Origin of the sequence: Saccharibacillus sp. O23, from assembly GCF_002205895.1 — a bacterium.
Taxonomy (GTDB): domain Bacteria; phylum Bacillota; class Bacilli; order Paenibacillales; family Paenibacillaceae; genus Saccharibacillus.
Window position 1 is genome coordinate 53,716 of sequence record NZ_NJDE01000003.1, and the last position, 19,335, is coordinate 73,050.

General features: G+C 60.7%; 7 protein-coding genes. All 7 read right to left on the reverse strand.

Annotation, left to right across the window (positions count from 1 at the left end; all coding sequences use genetic code 11):
• Positions 1-98 precede the first annotated feature (98 nt).
• Positions 99-11,216, reverse strand: coding sequence for an S-layer homology domain-containing protein (locus tag CDO73_RS04350; RefSeq protein WP_088487285.1), 11,118 nt, complete (start codon positions 11,214-11,216; stop codon positions 99-101).
• A gap of 384 nt (positions 11,217-11,600) precedes the next feature.
• Positions 11,601-13,766, reverse strand: coding sequence for a helix-turn-helix transcriptional regulator (locus tag CDO73_RS27330; protein ID WP_306437506.1), 2,166 nt, complete (start codon positions 13,764-13,766; stop codon positions 11,601-11,603).
• A gap of 22 nt (positions 13,767-13,788) precedes the next feature.
• On the reverse strand, positions 13,789-14,034 hold the full coding sequence (locus tag CDO73_RS04360; protein ID WP_088487286.1) for a hypothetical protein: 246 nt from the start codon (positions 14,032-14,034) through the stop codon (positions 13,789-13,791).
• A gap of 16 nt (positions 14,035-14,050) precedes the next feature.
• Positions 14,051-15,496 carry an ATPase domain-containing protein gene (locus tag CDO73_RS04365; protein ID WP_088487287.1) on the reverse strand — a complete coding sequence of 482 codons (1,446 nt, stop codon included), beginning with the start codon at positions 15,494-15,496 and terminating at the stop codon, positions 14,051-14,053.
• A 149-nt stretch (positions 15,497-15,645) separates the two neighbouring features.
• Positions 15,646-17,352 (reverse strand): hypothetical protein, encoded by a 1,707-nt coding sequence (locus CDO73_RS04370; protein ID WP_088487288.1) that lies wholly within the window; start codon positions 17,350-17,352, stop codon positions 15,646-15,648.
• 2 nt (positions 17,353-17,354) lie between these two features.
• Positions 17,355-18,170: an ABC transporter ATP-binding protein gene (locus CDO73_RS04375; protein WP_088487289.1), complete on the reverse strand. Its 816-nt coding sequence runs from the start codon at positions 18,168-18,170 to the stop codon at positions 17,355-17,357.
• 93 nt (positions 18,171-18,263) lie between these two features.
• Positions 18,264-19,109, reverse strand: coding sequence for a stalk domain-containing protein (locus CDO73_RS04380; RefSeq protein WP_088487290.1), 846 nt, complete (start codon positions 19,107-19,109; stop codon positions 18,264-18,266).
• Positions 19,110-19,335 lie beyond the last annotated feature (226 nt).

Consider the following 19,335-nt stretch of genomic DNA (forward strand, 5'->3'; position numbering starts at 1 on the left):
AAAAAGACCCCCGATTCTCTCAGAGGAGAATCGGGGGTCTTTCGTTTGCCCGAGCGGCGATCGCCGCCCGGCCTGTGCATATCGGATCAAGCGATGCGTTATTCCGTGAAGTTGTCGCTCATGCGCTCGATCAACCGGACGAGCACCGCGGCCGCTTCCGCGCGCGTCGCGTCGCCTTTCGGATCGAGGATGCCGTTCGTTTTGCCGAGCAGGATGCCTTCTTCGAGCATGCGGCTGACCGGCTCTTTGGCCCAGTTGCCGATGCGTCCGTAGTCGCGGAAAGCTTGCGCGGACGTGTAGTCCGGCGCTTCGGCAAATACGTCGGCGTTCAGCCACAGCATCGCATCCGTCAGAATCTTCGCCATTTCTTCGCGGCTTACCGGTTCGTCAGGCTTGAAAGTGCCGTCTACGTACCCTTTGACGACGCCTTCTTCGAACGCCCCTTGAATCGAAGCGGAATACCACCGATTCGCCGGTACGTCGGAGAAGACCGGCTTGGTCTGCGAAGTGATGCCGAGCAGCATCGCGACCATCTTCGTGAACTGCGCTCTCGTCAGCGTCTCGCGCGGACCGAAACTTCCGTCCGGTCTGCCGTCGAGAATGCCGAGCGAGGCCAAACGTTCGATAGCGCTCTGCGCCCAGTAGCCTTTGATGTCGTTGAACGAACGCGGACCTCGGTTCGTCAGAGTTACGATCCGGCCCTCGACATCCAGTTCTTCTCCATCGCCCGTCGTTTCCGGGGTGACCGGATTGACCGTCTCCGGCGTGACCGGGTTAGCCGGCGCGGCCGGCGTTCCCGGATCTCCCGGAGTACCGGTGCCCGGATCTCCCGGCGTTCCCGTGCCCGGTTCGACGCGGGCCGGGTAACTTACCGGCGTCAACGGACCGGATGTCGTACCTCGAGTCAGATTGACCTGAATCGACCCGCCCGCTTCGTTCAGCGAGACCGGAATCGAGATGCTGGATGCGCCCGGAGCAACCTGCCCGCGGCCGATAATGGTCGTTCCGTTAGCTGCATAGATCGTGACCACGTCTCCCGGCTGCACGCCAGACACGATGACGCTGCTGCCTGCCGCGCCGTTATTGACGACTTGCACGCTGCCGTTCGCCGGAGCCGGCACGTTGCTGCTTTCCGCTCCGTAATTGACCGGCGTCGGCGAGCTTTCGACGCCGCCGCGCGTGATGGTGACCTGCACGCTTCCGCCCGCAGGCGTCAGCGTGACCGGAACGACCCAGGTCGCCGGATCGGAGCCGACCGTGATACGATCCAGAATCGTCGTGCCGTTCGCCGCGTAGACGGTGATCGTGTCGCCCGGCTGAAGATTTCTGAGCGTCACGGTGTCGGAGCTGCCCGTGTTGTTCGCGACCGTGATGTCGCTCGCCGCAGGCGCCGCCAGCGTGTTCGGTTCCGAACCGTAAGTCTTGGACGTCGGTTCGCTTTCGACGCCGCCGCGGGCGATCGTGACGCGCACGCTCGTCTCGCCGCTCGGCAGAGTAACCGGAACGGTCAGCGTGCCTGCCGTCGTGGCCGTCACCCGATTCAGCACCGTCGTGCCGTTCGCCGCGTAGACGGTCACGACGTCTCCGGCCTGCACGTCGCTTACGACGACGGTATCCTGCGGACCGAGATTATTATTGACTTCGACTTGACCCGCATCAGGGCCCGGCGCGCTGGCCGGTTCCGGATCGTAAGTCTTAGGCGTTCTTGCGCTTTGAAGCGTTCCGCGCGTGATGCCGACCCGTACGCTGCTGCCTGTCGGATCCAACACGACGTTCACGATAACGGATCCGTCTGCGGTAGCGGTCTGCTGGCCGAGTACGGTTGTGCCGTTCGCGGCGTATACGGTCACGATATCGCCGTTCTGCACGCCGCTCACCGTGACGGTATCGCCGGAACCGGCATTATTGGCAACCGTGATCTCGCCTTCGGCAGGCGCCGTTACCGAAGTCGGCTCGGCGACGTAGTTTTTCGGCGTTTTGGCGCTGGTCAGCGTGCCGCGAACGATACCGACTCTGACGCTGCCGGCCGCCGTGTTCAAAGTAACGCCGATCGTGACGCTTCCCGTGCTGCCCGCCGGTACCCGCTCTTGACCGAGCACCGTCGTGCCGTCCGCCGCGTAGACGATGACCAGATCGCCGACTTGTACGTCGTCCACTTGAACGGTATCGCTCGCTCCCGGGTTGTTGGTGACGATGATCGCGCCGGCGTCAGGTCCCGGAAGGGTCGAGTCTTCCGCACCGTACGTTTTAGACGTCGGCGTGCTGCGTACCCCGCCGCGCGATACGACGACTTCGATGCCGTCGCCGAGCGGATCGAGCGTCACGCCGATCGTGACCGACGTTTCTCCGTCCGGCACGATCTCTTGGCCGAGAACGGTCGTGCCGTCTTCCGCATAGATGATCACCAGATCGCCGGCTTGGACGCCGCCGACTACGACGGTGTCGTCGGAGCCCGGTTCATTATTGATCTGAACCTGCGCGGCGGTCGGACCGGTTACGGTAGCCGATTCGGCCGGATAGGTTTCATTCGTTCGCGCGCTCTCCAGATTGTTGCGGGTCAACGTGACGTCCACGCTGCCGCCCGCCGCGTTCAACGTGACGTTGACCGTAACCGGGCCTGTGGCAGAAGCGGTAACTTGGCCGAGAATCGCCGATCCCGGCGACGCGTAGACGGTAACCGTGTCGCCGGCTTGCACGTTGCCCACCACGACCGTGTCGGCCGTACCCGCATTGTTGGTCACCGTAACGGTTCCCGGCGCATTCGGCGCTTGCGGCGCGGCTTCCGCCGGATATCCTGTCGTCGTTGTCGCGCTTTCCAGATTATTGCGGGTAATCGAGACCTGAATGTCGCTCGCCGTCGCTGTCGGCAGCGTCAGCGGAATTTCGATGCTCGAACCGGTCGCGGTGGCGCGCGCCAACACGCTCGATCCCGTCGCATTGTAGACGGTGATGAGGTCGCCGGCTTGGACGCCGTTAACCGTAACCGTATCCGAAGCGCCTACATTGTTGACCGCCTCGATATCGGAGGCGACCGGCGCGTCAGGCGCCGTCGGCGGAGCCGCTTCGTACGCGATGCTTACCGGTGCGCTATTATCGCTGCCGCGCGTCACGTACACCTGCAAGATGCCGCCGTTCGGCGAGAGGGTTACCGGAATAGTCGCGGTACCGTCAGTCTCAACAACCGGCGTCAGAGGGTTGCCCGTCGCGTCGGTCACGGTTACGGTATCGCCCGACGTAAGGCCCGAAACCGTGACTACGCCGCTTGTGGCATCCGTCGCGTTAAACGTAATTTGCGATCGTGTCAGAGAAACATCCGTAGCGGTCGGAGCCGGGTCGTACGTTACGGAGACGGAAGTACTGTCGACGCCGCCGCGCGAACGCACCGCGTCGAACGCGCCTCCTCCCGCTGCCAATCCGCTGGACACGTCGACCGTAATACTGCCGTCGGCCGTCGCGGTCGCGCTGCCGAGCGGCGCTCCCGCGTTCGTTAATGTCACGGTATCGCCGGCCAGCAGCCCGCCGATCGTCACGACCCCGCTGCCGTCGGCATTATTGACGACCGAGATGTTCGCGGTATCCAGAGGCGGTACCGTTTCGGCATCGTACGACACCGCCAGAGGCGAACTTTCCAATCCGCCGCGGGAGATCGTCACGTCGACCGTGCCTTGGGCTACCGTCAAGGTGACCGGAATCTGCAAGCTTGCGCCGCCCGTATAGGTCGCTTGGCCGAGCAGCGTCGTGCTGCCCGCCTCGTAGACGCGCACGATATCGTTCGTTTGCAGCGCGCTCGTATCGACGAATTGAACCGTATCGCCCGCGCCTTCGTTATTCGTCGCGGTCACCGTTCCGGATGCCGGAGCGGCCGGCGCTTGCGGCGCCGTTTCCGCATCGTAAGGAAGGAGCGCGGACAGGTTGCCTTCCGCAGCGCCGCTTCGCTCGATCGAGATTCTCACGTTTCCGGCCGACGCTCCGAGCGCGACCGGAACGGTCGCGTCGGTTCCGGCCGACGTGCGCTGACCGAGCAGCGTCGTGCCGTCCGCCGCATAGACGCGGACGATATCGCCGGCTTGAATGCCGCGAACTTCGACGGTATCCGACGTCGTTCCGACGTTATTGACGATCGTCACGTCGTCTGTCGAAGGCGGAGCGGCCGGCTGCGGCGCTTGTTCCGCCAAATAGTCGATCAAAGCCGACAGATCGCCTTCCGTTCCGTTTCGTTCGATGCTGATACGAACATCGCCCGCAGCCGCGCTCAAGGTAACCGACACGGTTGCGCTCGTGCCTGTCGACGTATGCCGACCGAGCAGCGTCGTGCCGTCCGCCGCATAGACGCGGACGATATCGCCCGACTGAATCCCCCGCACTTCGACCGTATCCGCCGGTCCGTAGTTGTTCGTGACCGTCACGTTCGTATCGGTCGGAGGCGTCGGTCCTTGCGGCGCCGGTTCGGCCGCGTAAGAGATCGGAGCCGACGGAGCGCCGACTTGGCCGGCGCGCTCGATCCGGATGATCACGCTGCGGTCCGTATTGTCCAGCGTGACCGACACCACGGTGCTCGTACCCGTCGACGTATGCTGACCGAGCAGCGTCGTGCCGTCCGCCGCGTAGACGCGGACGATGTCGCCCGACTGGACGGCCCGCACTTCGACCGTATCCGCCGGTCCGGCGTTGTTGACCACCGTGACGTTGGTAGACGTCGGCGCGTTCGGCGCCTGCGGTGCCGGTTCGGCCGGATAAGTCTTCGGAGTCGGATCGCTTTCGACGCCTCCGCGCACGATCGTGACTATTACGCTGCCTCCGTCCGCGTTCAACTCGACCGGAATCGTGACGCTCGTTCCCGCAGCCGATTGTTGGCCGAGCAGTGCGTTCGTCGCGCCGTCGTAAACGCGGACCAGATCGCCGGCTTGGACGTCTTCGACGACGACGATCTTATCCGACGTCGTGCCCGTGCCGTTCGTGACCGTGATGTTGCCCGGAGCCGGCGGCTCCGGAGACGGTTCCGCCGCATACGTCTTGACGGCGGAACGCGCGCTTTCGAGCGTTCCGGCGCGTTGGACCGTTACCGTGACGCTGCCTCCTTCCGGGTCGAGAGAGACCGGAACGGTCGCGCTTGTTCCCGTCGAAGTGACTTGGCCGAGCAGAGTCGAACCGTTTCCGTCATAGACGCGAACGATATCGCCCGACTGCACGTTCGTCACCGCGACCGTATCCGAAGTCGTTCCGGCTTCATTGTTGACCGTAATGCTGGCCGCGGTCGGAGCTTCGGACGTCGGCGTTTGTTCCGCGCCGTACGTCTTCGGCGTGCGCGCGCTCTCGTAACCGCCGCGCACGACGCTGACTTCCACCGTGCCTCCGCCGGCCGACAGCGCCACCGGAACCGTCACGCTCGTTCCGGTCGCCGTGCGTTCGCCGAGCTCGGAAGTTCCGCCCGCCGCATACACTTTGACGATGTCTCCCGATTGAACCCCCAGCAGCGTTACGCTGTCCGAAGCGGTGCCTGCGGCATTCGTGACGGTAATGTCCGCCGCTGCCGGCGACGGCGTCACGACCGGTTCCGCCGCGTAAGGTTTCTGCGTGCTCGTGCTCTGAACGCCGCCGCGCACGATGCTCACCCGTACGCTGCCGGCCGAAGCTCCCAACTGCACCGGCACGACGGCGCTGGTGCCGGCTGCCGTCACTTCGCCGAGGAGCGTCGTGCCGTTGGCATTATAGACTCGGATCTGATCGCCGCTTTGAACGCCGGCAACGGTGACCGTATCGTTCGCCGTTCCCGCCGCGTTATTGACCGTGATATTGGCCGACGGCGGCGCCGTCACGCCCGAATTTTCGGCCGGATACGAGACGGACACCGGACCGCTGGTTACCGAATTGCGCTGTACCGTCAGTTTGAGCGTGCTGGCATACGATTTCAGACGCAGCGTCCGCAGCACCGCGGTTCCCGTATCGTTCGCGACCTCGGTGCCGAGACTCGCGTTCTCGTCGTCGAAGAACTCGACGATGTCGGCTTCTTCAAGGCCGGTTACCGTGACCACGTCTTCTTCATTCGGGTCCGGCGAACGTACGACGCTGACTTGAGCCGCTCTCGGAGCAGCAGGCTGAGCCGGATCGTACGCGTCGTACGCCGCGCTCGTCCGCGCGCTTTCGCTGCCGTCGCGGATAATCGAGACGAGGACCGTACCGCCGCCGTTGTCGTCCAGATCGACCAGTACCGTGACGCTGCCGTCCGCCGAAGCGGTCGCACGGTTCAGTTCCACGCCGTTCGCGCCTCGGACGACCACGATGTCGCCCGCCGTCACGTTATCGACGACGACCGGATCTTGCGCGCCTTCATCGTTCGTTACCGAGATGTCGCCCACGGCAGGACCGGAGCCCGGAGCCGCCGCTTCCGCATCGTAATTGATGCTCGTGGTCAGTCCGGCCACGCCCCGTCGTTCCAGAGCCACGCGGACGGTTCCGCCTTCCGGCTGCAAAGTGACCGGGATGGTAAATGCGCCGTCGTTGCCGACGTCGGAACGCCCCAGCACCGTCAGATTGGCATCGTACACGACGTAGACGTCGCCGGATTGCACGCCGGACGCGTCCACCGTAACGGTTACCGTATCCTGATTCCCCGTATTATTGACTACAACGACATTGCCGGCCGCCACCATCGGTACCGTCTCGGCGCCGGCGGCAAACGCGACGCGGCTGCTCTCTACGCCGCCTCTTACCCGCACGAGCGAGAACGTCTCGCCGGCCGGAGCGATGACCAGACTGACCGTCGTCGTACCCGATGCATAATCGGCGGCACCCGCCAATTCGCCGTTCGCCCGGTAGACGCGGACCGATTCGCCGGCATTCAGGCCTCGAACGTTCAACGAGTCCCCGTCGCCTACCGCGTTAACCGCGCTGACTTGCGAAGCGTCGATCGGTTCGACCGTCTCCGCGCCGTAGGTGACGGCCACGGAAGAGCTGAGCAGACCGCTCCGTTCGCGCGCCACGTACAAGCTGCCTCCCGCCGCGTTCAAGTTGGACGGGATGATCACGACCACGGTCCCGCCCGTGGACGTCTGAACTCCGATCTGCGCATTGGACGAGTCGTAAACGTGGATAATGTCGCCCGCCGTCACTCCGCCTACGGTGACCGTATCGACCGCGCCGCCCGTATTGGATACATTGGATACCGTAATGTCGGCCGCCGAAAGGGCCGGAATCACTTCCGCTCCGTAAGGAACGTTCGTCGGCTGGCTGCTGACGCCCGCTCGAGTAATCGACACCTGCACGATCCCGCCGGTCGGGATCAGCGGGAACGCGACCTGAACGGAAGTCCCGCCGGTTACGGTGCCCGTACGCGTTGTCCCGTCTTCGGTCACGGTTACGATGTCGCCGGACTGCAAGCCGACGACGGTCACCGTATCGGAGGACGTGCCGCTCGCGTTAACGACGGCGACGTCGTTGACGGCAGGCGCCGGAACCGTCTCGCTCATGTACGAGACTTGAACGGCCGGACTTTCGATCGTGTTGCGGATAACGGTCACGCGCACGCTGCCGCCTGCGGGCACGAGCGTTACGTCGACCGTCGCCGTTCCGCTGCCGTTCGCGGATGCCGTTCCCAACTGCTGCGATCCGTTCGCGTTGTATACGCGCACCGTATCGCCGCTTTGCAGGCCGTTCACGACCACCGTATCGCCGCTGCCGGTATTGTTGGTGACCGCGATATCGTTCGGGTCCGGCGCGGCTACGGTCTCGGCATTGTAAGGAACGCGGGTCGCCGAACTGGATACGCCGTCCGTACCGTTCGTGCTGTAACGTTGGATCGAGACCGCGACAAAACCGCCGTTCGCCGTCAGGATCACGCTGCCGCCGGCCGAGCCTCCGCTTGCTTGGAACTGCTGCTGATCGATCTGCGTATTCGCCGTGTTGTAGCTGACGACCGTCACGTAGTCGCCGTTTTGCAGATTGTTGACGGTCACCGTATCTTGAGCCGTTCCGGTGCCGTTATCGACCACAATGTTTTCGGCTGCGGGCGGCGGTACGGTCTCCGCGCCGTAGTTCGCCGTCGTCGCCTGGCTGGTTACGGTATTGCGCGTAATCGCGACCGTCACATACCCGCCTGCCGGAGCCAAAGCCAAATTCGCGGTCAACGACGTTCCCGTCGCCGCCGGAGTCGTGACGGTAGCGATCGGCGTCGTGCTGCCGGCAGCGTAGCTGTTCACTTTGATCGTGTCGCCGACGGTCAAGCCGTTCACGGTTACCGAATCGTTGGCCGTTGCTGCGCCGTTCGTCACGCTAATATCGGCAAGCGCCGGCGGATTGACCACTTCCGACGGATACGTGACGCGCGTCTCCGCGCTGGTGCGTCCGTTGCGGGTCACGGTTGCGGCGATCGTGCCGCCTCCCGGAACGAGCGGCGAGGTCAACGCGATCGCCCCCGTGCTGCCCGACGCGCCGGCCGTTCCGCTGCCCAATTGAGCGCCGCGTGTTCCGTCCGTGTCGACCGCGTAGATCGTCACGGCGTCGCCGGACGTCAGTCCCGTCACGGTTACCGTATCGCCGCTGCCGGTATTGTTGACCGGCGTAATATTACCGGCGGCCGGCGGGCTGACCGGCTCGGGACCGTAAGTCACGTTGTTCGGTCCGTTCAAGCCGAAGCCCGGAGCGGTAAAGGAAAAACTGAGCGTACCTCCTTCCGACAGGAGCGTCGTCTGCAATTGGTAGCGTCCGTCGGCTCCTACGACGCCGTTGGTCGCCAGCGGCGTACCCGCGCCGTTCGCTTGCGGATACACGGTCACCGTCGTATTCGGCGTCATGTTCGTCAGAACGAATTCGTCCAGCCCGCCTTCGGCGTTCACGACGGATACCGAACCGGTGAAGTTCGCGATTTCGGCCGAATAAGAGACCGATGTCGCGGCGCTTTCGATCGTGTTGCGAACGATGCTGACCCCGAGCGTTCCTCCCGTCGCCGTGAGGGCGATCGGGGAAGACGCGCTATAGGTTCCGCCCGCTCCGGCCGTCGCGTCGGCCTCGACGACGGCCTGGCCGCTGCGATAGATGCGGACTTTGTCGCCGGCTTGCAGGCCGGCCACCGCGATCTGATCGGACGAACCCGTATTGTTGGTTACGGCAATGCTCGTCGATGCCGGAGCAGGAACGAACTCCGCATTGTAAGAGACGTTCGTCTTCATGCTCTCGATCGTATTGCGGATAATGCTGACCTGAACGCTTCCTCCGCCCGGCGTCAGACTAAGGCTGCCGAGAGAAGCCGAATACGTACTGCCGGAACCGGTTGCCAGAGCCGAACCGAGCTGCGTCGAGCCGTCGGCCGAATAGACATGGATCGCATCTCCGGCTTGCAGGCCGCTCACGGTCACCGTATCCGTTGCGAACGGGTTGTTCGCGACCGTGATCGTATTGACCGGCGGCGCCGCGACGGTCTCCGAATTGTAGACGACGGCCGTACGGTCGCTCGTGATCGTATGGCGCAGAATCGCCACGTAGGCCGTGCCGCCTTTCGCCGTCAATTTGACCGGAACGGTCACGCTCGTAGCGGAACTGCCTACGGTTGCGCGGCCCAATTCGGTGCCGCCGCTCGGCGCGTCGTATACGATCGCCACGTCGCCCGCTTGCAGGCCGGTAACGGCAACCGTATCCGAGTCGCCGGAATTGTTGGTCGCCGTAAGCTGCGATGCGGACGGCGCGTCTACTTGTTCCGGGTTGTAGACCAGCGTCAGGCGCGGTCCTTCGATCGTGTTCCGCAGAATGCTCAGCGTCACGCTTCCGCCGTTCGGCAGCAGCGTCGCGGGAATATCCACGATTCCGCCGCTGGCCGGCGAAGAAGTGATCGGAGTCGCCGTGCCGACCTGAAGACGGATCCGGTCTCCGTCTTGCAGACCTTTGACCGACACCTTATCGGTATCGTTCGAACTGTTGGTAATCGTGATGTCCGAAGACAGCAGCGATTCGACGGTCTCCGCCAGATAGACGACAGGCAGAGCCAGACTCTCGACGCCGTTGCGGACGAGGGTCAGATTGACCGTTCCGCCGCCCGGCGTGAGCGCGACCGTCCCCTGAGCCGTACCGGCCGAGTTTGCGGTCAGCGATTGCAGCAGCGTGCCGTCGGTCGCGTAGACCCGGACGATATCGTTCTGCGTCAAGCCGGTCACCGTTACCTGATCCGAATTGCCGGTGAGATTGTTGATCGCGACCAGATCGTTCGTCAGCGCAGCGACGACTTCCGCCGCGTAAGGCACGACCGTACGCGTGCTCTCCAAGCCGTTGCGAACGCGCGCGACGTACAAGTTACCGCCCAGAGGCGCGAGCGTCGCGGACGCGCTGACGGACGTCTGGCCGGAAGCGACGGGATTCGAAGTCTTTTCCGGTACCGTAGCGGTCAGTGTTTCGTAGATGCGGAAACTGTCGCCGGGCGACAGATTGCTCACCGTTACCGTATCCGAATTGCCCGAAGCATTATTGACGTAGACCGAAGTCAGAAGAATCGGAGGAACGATCTCGGCCAGATAAACGACCGACAATTTGGCGCTTTCGATGCCTCCGCGCGTCTGGCTGACGTAGATCGTGCCGCCCGCCGGCGTCAGGGCCAACGGAACCGTAAGCGTCCCGTCTGACTGCGCGGTCAACTGAGTCTTAAGCGAATTGTCCGGATTATATATTTTGATGATGTCTCCGGTTTTGACGCCGCCTACCGCGACGGTATCCGAACTGCCCGGATTGTTGGTGACGTTAACGGAAGCTAGAGCGAGCGTCAGAGCGCCGACGTTGAGCGTGGCGGCCTGCGTATCGAGAGGGGTCGTGCTGATGACGGTCAAATTCAGTCCGTAAGCTTTGGCTTGAAAATCATAATTGCCCGAAGCCGGAAGCGTCTTCTGCTTCAGCGAGAGGGTGGTGGTCGTGGATAGGAGAGCCAAGCCGAGGCCGCTCAATCGGACCCGCTGCCCGCCGTCCAGAATCTGCGAAGGCGTCAGATTGACGCCGTTGATTTGGTCCGAGGTCGTGGCCGTGATTCCTGACGGCAAAATGAAATCCAAGGCCCCCAAGTTCAAACTTAAAACGGCACTATTGGTGTAAGCCACGTTGATGTCCGTTTTATCGCCTGCCACCGCGGACGGATTGGACATCGTCACGGTCAAAGCGCTTGCCGCGAGCACGCGTGCCGGGCTCAAAGGAAACATGGCGATCAATAAGACGATCGCCATCCATCCGCTCAACCATGATTTCATCGTCCGTCTTTTCTTCCTTTTTTCCATCCTGCATCAGCACCCTCTCTTTTTCTGTGTGTTTCTGCGGCTCGACGACATTTGCTGCTGGATCTGATTCAGGCTCTTCATTCGCAAAAAACTTCCCTTTTTCTTACAAAAAAGTGCCTTTGGAATTTTTATACAACATGAGGAGCAATTTTTCCAGTAGACTCCAAAAAATAGGGAATATATTACTATTTACTCACAAAAAAAGATCTTCCAAATTAGGAAGATCCACTTGTTTCATTATTAGAACTGCTGGGTAGCAAGCGAATGATCAAAAAAAAAAAAACGACGAGCTTCCCGCGAAACGATCGCATTCGTTTCGCGGTGACTCGTCGTTGTTAAGGTTTCCGATGCCGTAAATCAGCCGATTCCCCGATTGAACACTCTTGCGATCGCCTGCGCCCGGTCGCTTACGCTCATCTTGTTGAAGATGTTGGTCAGATGGTTCTTGACCGTATGTTCGCTGATAAACAGCTTGGCGGCGATATCTTTATTGCTCGACGCGCGCACGACCAACTCGAGAACTTCTTTCTCCCGCTTGGAGAGTCCGAACTCTTTGACGATCGCGTCGATCCCGCGTTCTTCCGCTTCCGCAGGGTTGAACGAGGCGCCCGAACCTTCGGACAGCGCCACTTCGCTCTGCACGGTATGCCGCACCGCCATAAACTTGCGAAAATGGTTGAACAGTTCCGGCGAGACGCCGGTCAGATGCAGACGGGCAGCCGTTTCTTCGTCCAGACTCGCAAAATACGTCACGGTCCTCAATACCTGAGCCGGTCTCGCATACGAGAAGGACCCGTTCTGGCCTTCCGAATCCGCCAGTGCCCGATATTCCTTCAGCACGGCCAATTCCTCGGCAAACGCCTCGCCCAATTCGCGCCGAGCCGCATCGTCCAGCACCGACAGCATGGCCGTCCGTTGAAGCGAGACGGCTTCTTCCGCCGGAATGCCTCCGTAACGCGCGTATTCGTCCAGCAGCCGCAGAACCAGATCCGTCTGCTTGCCTTGATCGTCTTCGCTCCGTTTCGCCGAGGCGTACATCAAGCGCAGAAAACGTTCGTTCTGCAAGCCGAGCTCTCGCTGATCGTGCACGGATTGCAAGATGATGCTGCCCATCGTGGCGAGCGCCAGCAGCACTTCGCGGCATTCTTCCGCTTCTTGCTCGCTGCTCAAAGAAACGGCCAGCACGCCTCTGGCTTTGCCCGCATAGACGATCGGATATTCGATCATCAGTTGGCCTTCTTCCGTCTGCGACAGCTCGAATCCTTGCAGCTGCGAAGGGCTTTCCCGCAAGAACCGTTTGGCGACGTCGCGCGCATACTGTTCGGCGAAGTCGTTGGCGATTCCGCGCGACACGATCTGCACTTTGTCCCCGCTCGAACTTTCATGCACGATAATGGCGGAAGACGGGTTCCAGATCAGACTGAGACTCATATCGACCAGCATGAACATGATCCGCTGCGTGTTCTGGGCGGAGATCATGAAGCGCGTGACCTCCATCAGCGGACGCAGCCGCTGGATCTGGCGTTCCATGCGAGCCTCGATCGTTCCGCTGGCGATATATTCGCTGATCAACGCGATCAGCATATCTTCGAATTCCCGCAGCAGCGGATCGTTCTGGGACTTTTGCTTGGCAATGAGGAACAGAATCCCCATCTGTTCGCTGCCTACCCGAATCGGGAAGCAGCGCAGCCCGTAGAAGTCTCCGATCCCTTTTTGCTTGAGGAAAAAAGATCTCGGATCGCGCTGAACGTCCGTCCACTGCATCGGACTGTCGCTTAACGCGGCCTGTCCGAGAAATCCTTCGCCTTCGCGGAATTCCGTATTCTGCAAGCTCGAAGCGCCTTCTCCGACCGCTCGCACGATCCGGTATTCGCCCGTCCCTACCTTCTCGGCATATCCCATGACGTCCGCTCCGGCGCTGATATCCATGAATTGTTCGAACGCTTCGTCGACCGAAGCGCGTTCCCGGCGCGCCGTAGACAGAACCGAGCGCAGATCCGCGAGACGTTCGCGCACGTAACCCTCTCGATAAGCCGAGCGCAGAAGACGTTCAGCGGTCTCCGCCAGCTTGCCGATCTTCTCTCGCCAGACTTCCGCTTCTTCGGCGGACAGCTCTTCGGCCTCGAGTACCAGATCGAGCAGCAGCTTACGGCTTTCGTCGTACAATCCGGCTCTGGCCGCTTCTTCTTCCAACATGGCTTTGGTGCCCGACTGGATGAGTACGCCGGCGACCACGTAGTAGACGGCGTCGTTCGCCGGAGATTTGAACGGAGCGATGATGAATTTGACTCCGGGGAGCCAGAGATCGCAGAGAGCGGGGCGGGTCAACCCGGCATACAGGCTCACTTCCTGCCAGAAACGTTCCCTCGTCTCGCCTTCCGACTCCTCCAGTTTGCGGAAAAACGGATGGTACGAGGAAGGCCGAACCAGCGGACGGCCTTGCCCGTCCACGATCAGAATCGATAAACGCGTAAATTCCGCATAGGTCTGTTGAACTTCTTCGACGGTTTTCTTTATGTCCATTGTCCAGCTTTTTTCGATCATATTAATGGATCTCCACTTCGCTTTGAGTATAAGGGGTTTTGTACGAATAGATTGCCATATTCCCTTCACCTCTTTTATCCAGGATGGAGATTGCGGCCAAGCGATTCAATACGATTTGCAGCGGTTCCACGCCGCGACCGAGTTTCTTGGCAAGGCCTTTCGCGGTCTCGTAGGCGTAAGGGTTGTTCTCGAAAAACACCGTGCACTCCATCTGTAGCTTCAACAACTCCTGGTCCGAAATCGTCATCTTTCTCGTGTGCCCCCTATATCAGCCTAACATACGGTCTGTCCCTGATATTGTCGACGATATGGGGAGCCGACATGCGGCCGCCCGGGGATTTCGTGATCTGGAGATACTGATAGCTTCCGTCCACCCACGTGCGGATAACCCCGTTGGAGGCCCGCTCGAGGAAGGATGCCGTCTCCAGCCCGATTTCCGTGAAATTGCTCTGGCAGAGCACGGTAATGCCGGCTGCCCTGCACCGGGCCATCTCGTCGGCAAAATGGCGTTTGACGAACTCGCGCCCGCGCTCGGAAATGATCGTATTGAGGTCATAGTGAATGAACCAGCGTTTGCCTTGAACGATCGTTTCGCGAAAATGCGGGTTGATCGCTTCGTACACTTTCTTCTGGTATTCCTCGTTCGAGAGCCGATCCACGTACACGATCAGATTCTCGTACTCGGGCGCGACTTTGCGATGGTAGTGATCGATAAAGAAGACTCTTTCTTCGAGCGCGGCTTCCCGGAGCGACGCGCCGAAGAGCTGGAGCGACTGTTCGAGGGTTTCGACCGAACTGAGTCCCGACAGCATGAACAGCACGCAGTCGCCCTGCTTGATGCGTTCGGCGTAGATCGAAGTCATCAGATATTTGTAATTCGCTTTGCTGTTGCTGTCCAACATGAATGCGCTTCCCTGCGGCAGGCCGCCGAGCAGCAGCTCGTCGAGCGATTCGATGCCCGTACTGAGGCGATCCACGCCGTCGCTCAAGATCTTGTCTTCGACCATCGACAGCGCGGGCAGGATGCAGATCCCGTCTTTCATGAAGCGATAATGATGTTCGCCTTCGACGATGCAGGTTCCCCGCATCTTCAGGATTTCGATCGTGCGTTTGCGGTATTTCTCCAGATGTTCGCGCAGCGACAAGCGAATGATGCCGTCGCAGACATAATTCTCGAACGGCGTGGAGCGGCCTTCCCATTCTCCGTATTCTCTCAGGAAAAAGGCGGTGAGGTTGAATTTGCGCATAATGTTGCGGATGGAATAGATCTGTTCGCGTCCGTCGGTCTGAATGCCGCCGAGCGTCCGGAACAAGCTGATGCTGTCGATGACGACGCGTTTGCAATCGATCTCGCGGATCAACTGTTCGAACAGACCGTCCGTTCTCATCATCTGATCGAGCAGCACGTCGGGTTCCAGACAGATGATCCGCAGCTTGTTCTGACGCTCCAATTCGCGCAGGTCCCAGCCGAACCCCGACATGTCCCGATAAATTTGCTCCGGCAGTTCTTCGAACGTGATGTAGATGCCGGACTCGCCGTACTGCCTGGCGCCTTCGAGCAAGAACTGAATGCCCAGCGTCGTCTTGCCCGTGCCCGGATTCCCTTCCAGGATGATCGTCGTTCCGCGAGGCACGCCTCCGCCAAGCAGTTCGTCCAGTCCCGGAACCCCCGTATATACGATATCTTGGCTAAGCCCCGTCTCTTGCATAAGTTCCGCCGACCCCCTTGAACCGAAATGATTGAAGCCGATGATTCGCTGTCTTGAGAATAGGAAATTTCTCTTATTCTGATTCTACCCGATAATATATGCGTTTGAAATAGGTTTTCCATTTTTTCCATAGGTATGTCAAAGATGATTCATTTGTTCGGCAAAAGGGTAGATCGCCAGATCCAACCATTTATCCCCAATACGAGAACAAGCAGGATCCAGACGGCGTACCCCGGAAACACCGTTTTGACCGCGATATGGGCGCCGGCGATCAAGCCGAGCAGCAGCATCGCGCCCAGCGTTCGCATTCCGCCGCTCTGATCGCTCGTAGGAAAAGGAAGCGAGAACGGCAGATCCCGATCGACGAACCGGAGCATGAGCGGAAGCAGAAGAGCGGCGACCGCCGCGATCACCAGCAGATCCGGAAGGATTCGGAAGCCGAACAGCCGGACGAAGACCGCCGACTCGAGCACGAACAGCGGCAGGAACAGTCGGATATACAAGGCTTTGAGCGTTCCGCGGAACGCCGCTTCGATACGGCGGATCGGAGCGCTGCCGTAGATCCAAGATCCTTTGAAGCTGCCCGAATATTTGATCATGAGCACCAGAGTGGGAATCATGATCGCGCAGGCGTACAGATTCAGGTAACCGATCCCGTGCCGGTAATCGATGCCCGCCAATCCGCCTTCTCCGCTCGCCGCGAGACTGAACAGGAACAAGAACGGAATCACCAGCGAGAAACCGAGCGACGGATAGACTTTGAGCTTGAACTCCCGTTCTCCGGCGAGCATCGACGACGCGAACACGTAGAAGGCCCTTTCTTCCGGTTCGCGGCAGACCAGATTCGCGAGCGTCCGGTTCAAACGGCGGGCCGGTTTGCTGCGGCCGCGCGGATCGGCTCCGCCCAGTTTCTCCAGGCTGCGCTCGAAAGCGGGCATTAACAGATACCCGACCGCGACGCCGGCGAGCGGAACGACGACCCCGAGCAGAGCCGGCACGACGTACAGCGGCTCCGCCCGTCCGTTCAGCAGCCATTCGAAGCCGGCGGCATACCAGAGAGGCGGCAGCGCGAGCTCCCACCAGCCGGGACGGAAATCGACCGCGAACCGCGCCAGATCCATCGCCCGGACAGCCAATTGATAGCCGACCAGCATGAAGACCGTCATCGCGATCTGCACGTAGTTGATCATGTCTTTGAGCGTCTCTCCGTCGAACAAACGAAGAATCAGCAGATAAACGAACACCGTGAACAACGCGACCAGCAGCCCGCCGAGCAGCAGCGACAGCAGAAGCAGCAGGCCGAATCCGAATCCGTACCGGACCATGCCGACGACGACGGGAACCGCGCCGAGCACCAACGCGAACTGGGCGAAATAGATCAGCACATGCAGCGTTTTGGCCATGCCGAGCGTTCGCGCGTCGACAGGCTTCGTATGCAGGATCGGCTTATCGCGCACGTCCAGCAGCACGGAAGAGAAATCCGACAGCATGGCGGTCATCATGATGAACAGCAGAATGGACAGCATGACGCCCGCTTGGATCAGATACGAGCCGTTCATCAATAAGAACAGGGAAGAGATCGCGCCGTACAAACCGTAGAAAAACAGCGTGCGCCGCAGCCCGCCGCCTTCTTCCGGCAGGTCTTTGGGTTTCAAAGCCGCGTCGCTCCGGGTGCCGAAGCCCCAAGCGCGGGAAGACCCTTTCGACGGAAACAGAGCGGCAGCTCCGGTCGTCCGGCGCTGATCCAGCGTCAGCTTGAGGGACAGAATCCGTCGCATGACGGGATAATCCACGCCCATTCTCGTAAACAGAGGGCGTATGCGGTCAAGCGCGCGAAGCGTGCGATAGTCGTTCATGATTATCGCTCCCCTACGGCTTCGGCCAGACGTTCGGCGATCTTGCGATGCTCGTGGAAATCGGTCAGTTGGTTGAACAATTCTTCCAGCGACTTCTCTCCGCTTCCGGCCCGCAGTTCCTCGAAGCTGCCGTCGGCGGCCACGCGTCCGCCGCTGAGCAGCACGATCCGGCTGCTGATCTTCTCGACGACGTCCATGATATGCGAAGAATAGAAGATCGTCTTGCCCTTTGCCGCCAACAGTTCGAGCAGTTCTTTGACGATCATGACGCTGTTGGCGTCCAGTCCGCTGAGCGGCTCGTCGAGGAAAATCAGATCGGGATCATGCAGCAAGCTCGAAGAAAGCAGCACCTTCTGCTTCATTCCTTTGGAATAAGAAGCGATGCGCGAATCGATCGCATGGCTCAGACCGAAGCCGTCCATGAGGACCTGCGCTTTGCGTTCGGCCGAGTCCGGCGCCAAGCCGTACAGCTCGCCCGCGAAAGTCAGATATTCCCGCGCCGTCAAACTGTCGTACATCTCCGCCGTTTCCGGCACGTAGCCGATCCGGCGCTTGTATTCGTGCCCGGACCGCGCGATGTCTTCGCCGAACAGGCGGACTTCGCCCGTATAGCCTTGCACCAATCCCAGCATGATCTTGATGGTCGTGCTTTTGCCCGCGCCGTTGGGGCCTATGTACCCGATGATCTGGCCCGGCCGCGCCTCCAGATCGATCCCGTTCAACACGTAACGGTCGTCGTATTTCATGCGAAGATCGCGGATATCCAGTACCGCGTCCTGCCGCGCATGATCGGTTTGTCCGACGTTTGCGATTTCCATGGCTTCTCGTCTCCTTGTTTGGACGAGGCGAGGCGACGCGCCGGAGTAACGGCGGCCCCTGCCTTCGTCTTCGTCAGGGAGGAACAGCGTTCGTCAGCGATATTCGTCGTAAGGGGTAAAGGCGGCTGCTCCGGCCTGTAGTACACCATTTGCATACGTATAAACGATCTTGAGGTCTCCGATAAATTCGGACATGCCGACCTGAACGCCGGCCGTGGCGGTCAATCGGCCGTCTTCCACTTGATAACGCAGCACGCTGCCGATGCTCGGCGCTCGGCCGCGATCCGCCTGCCGCGTCAGCAGGCGCTGCGCCGGGATAACCGTACGGATGCCGTCCGCTTCGATTGCGGCCGAGCCGTCGGCGGCGAACGAAGCGTTGAACTGCTTCAACATCGCCACTTCGGCTTCTTCCAGCGGAATCCGTTCCAGATCGGCCGTATAAACCACGGCTTCATTGACGTAGACGCCGGTTCCGCTGCCCTGCGTCAGCAGGATCACGGTATCGGGTTTCGCGCCTCCCGTGAGATTCGCCGACGCGAATTCGGGCGCGTATTCGCCTGTCGGTCCCATCGTCTTGCCCGGCAGATCGACCTCTTTCTCTCCCGCGCGCAGGCGCAGGTCTTCCCACATTCCGTTCCGGCCTTCGGTTCCGGTCACGGCAAGGGAGCCGTCGGGGGATTCGGCCAGCTTCGCGGTCCGACGATCCACGGTCAGAACCCGGTTCTTCTCGTCGTAACCGAATTTCTGCCCGAACAGTTCGCCGGCAAGGCTCAAAGGAACCATGACTTGACCTTCGACGAAATGGGGAGAAGCTTCGGTGACCACTTCGGTTCCGTCGCGATAGACTTTGATCGGAGCGGCGGCGGAAGCCGTGAGCGCGGCAGCGGCAAGGGACAGACAGACCAGAACGGAGGCGGCAAGGCGGCGTGTTTTTTTCATAATAGCAATGTCCTCATTTCGTTCCCGAAGGATATATGGAGTTGAAGGCGCTTGTCGCGAAGCGCCGTTAAGTTCGAAGCGACAGTCAGAGTTTCGTAAATTTCATGATCGATCCGTCACGAGAATCGAGGGTAGGGTCCCGACAACCTTGAACCTTGCTTATAGTTTATAACTACTAAAAACCCTACGTCTATTACCTTAAGCCATAACGGCAAATTTTCCAGAA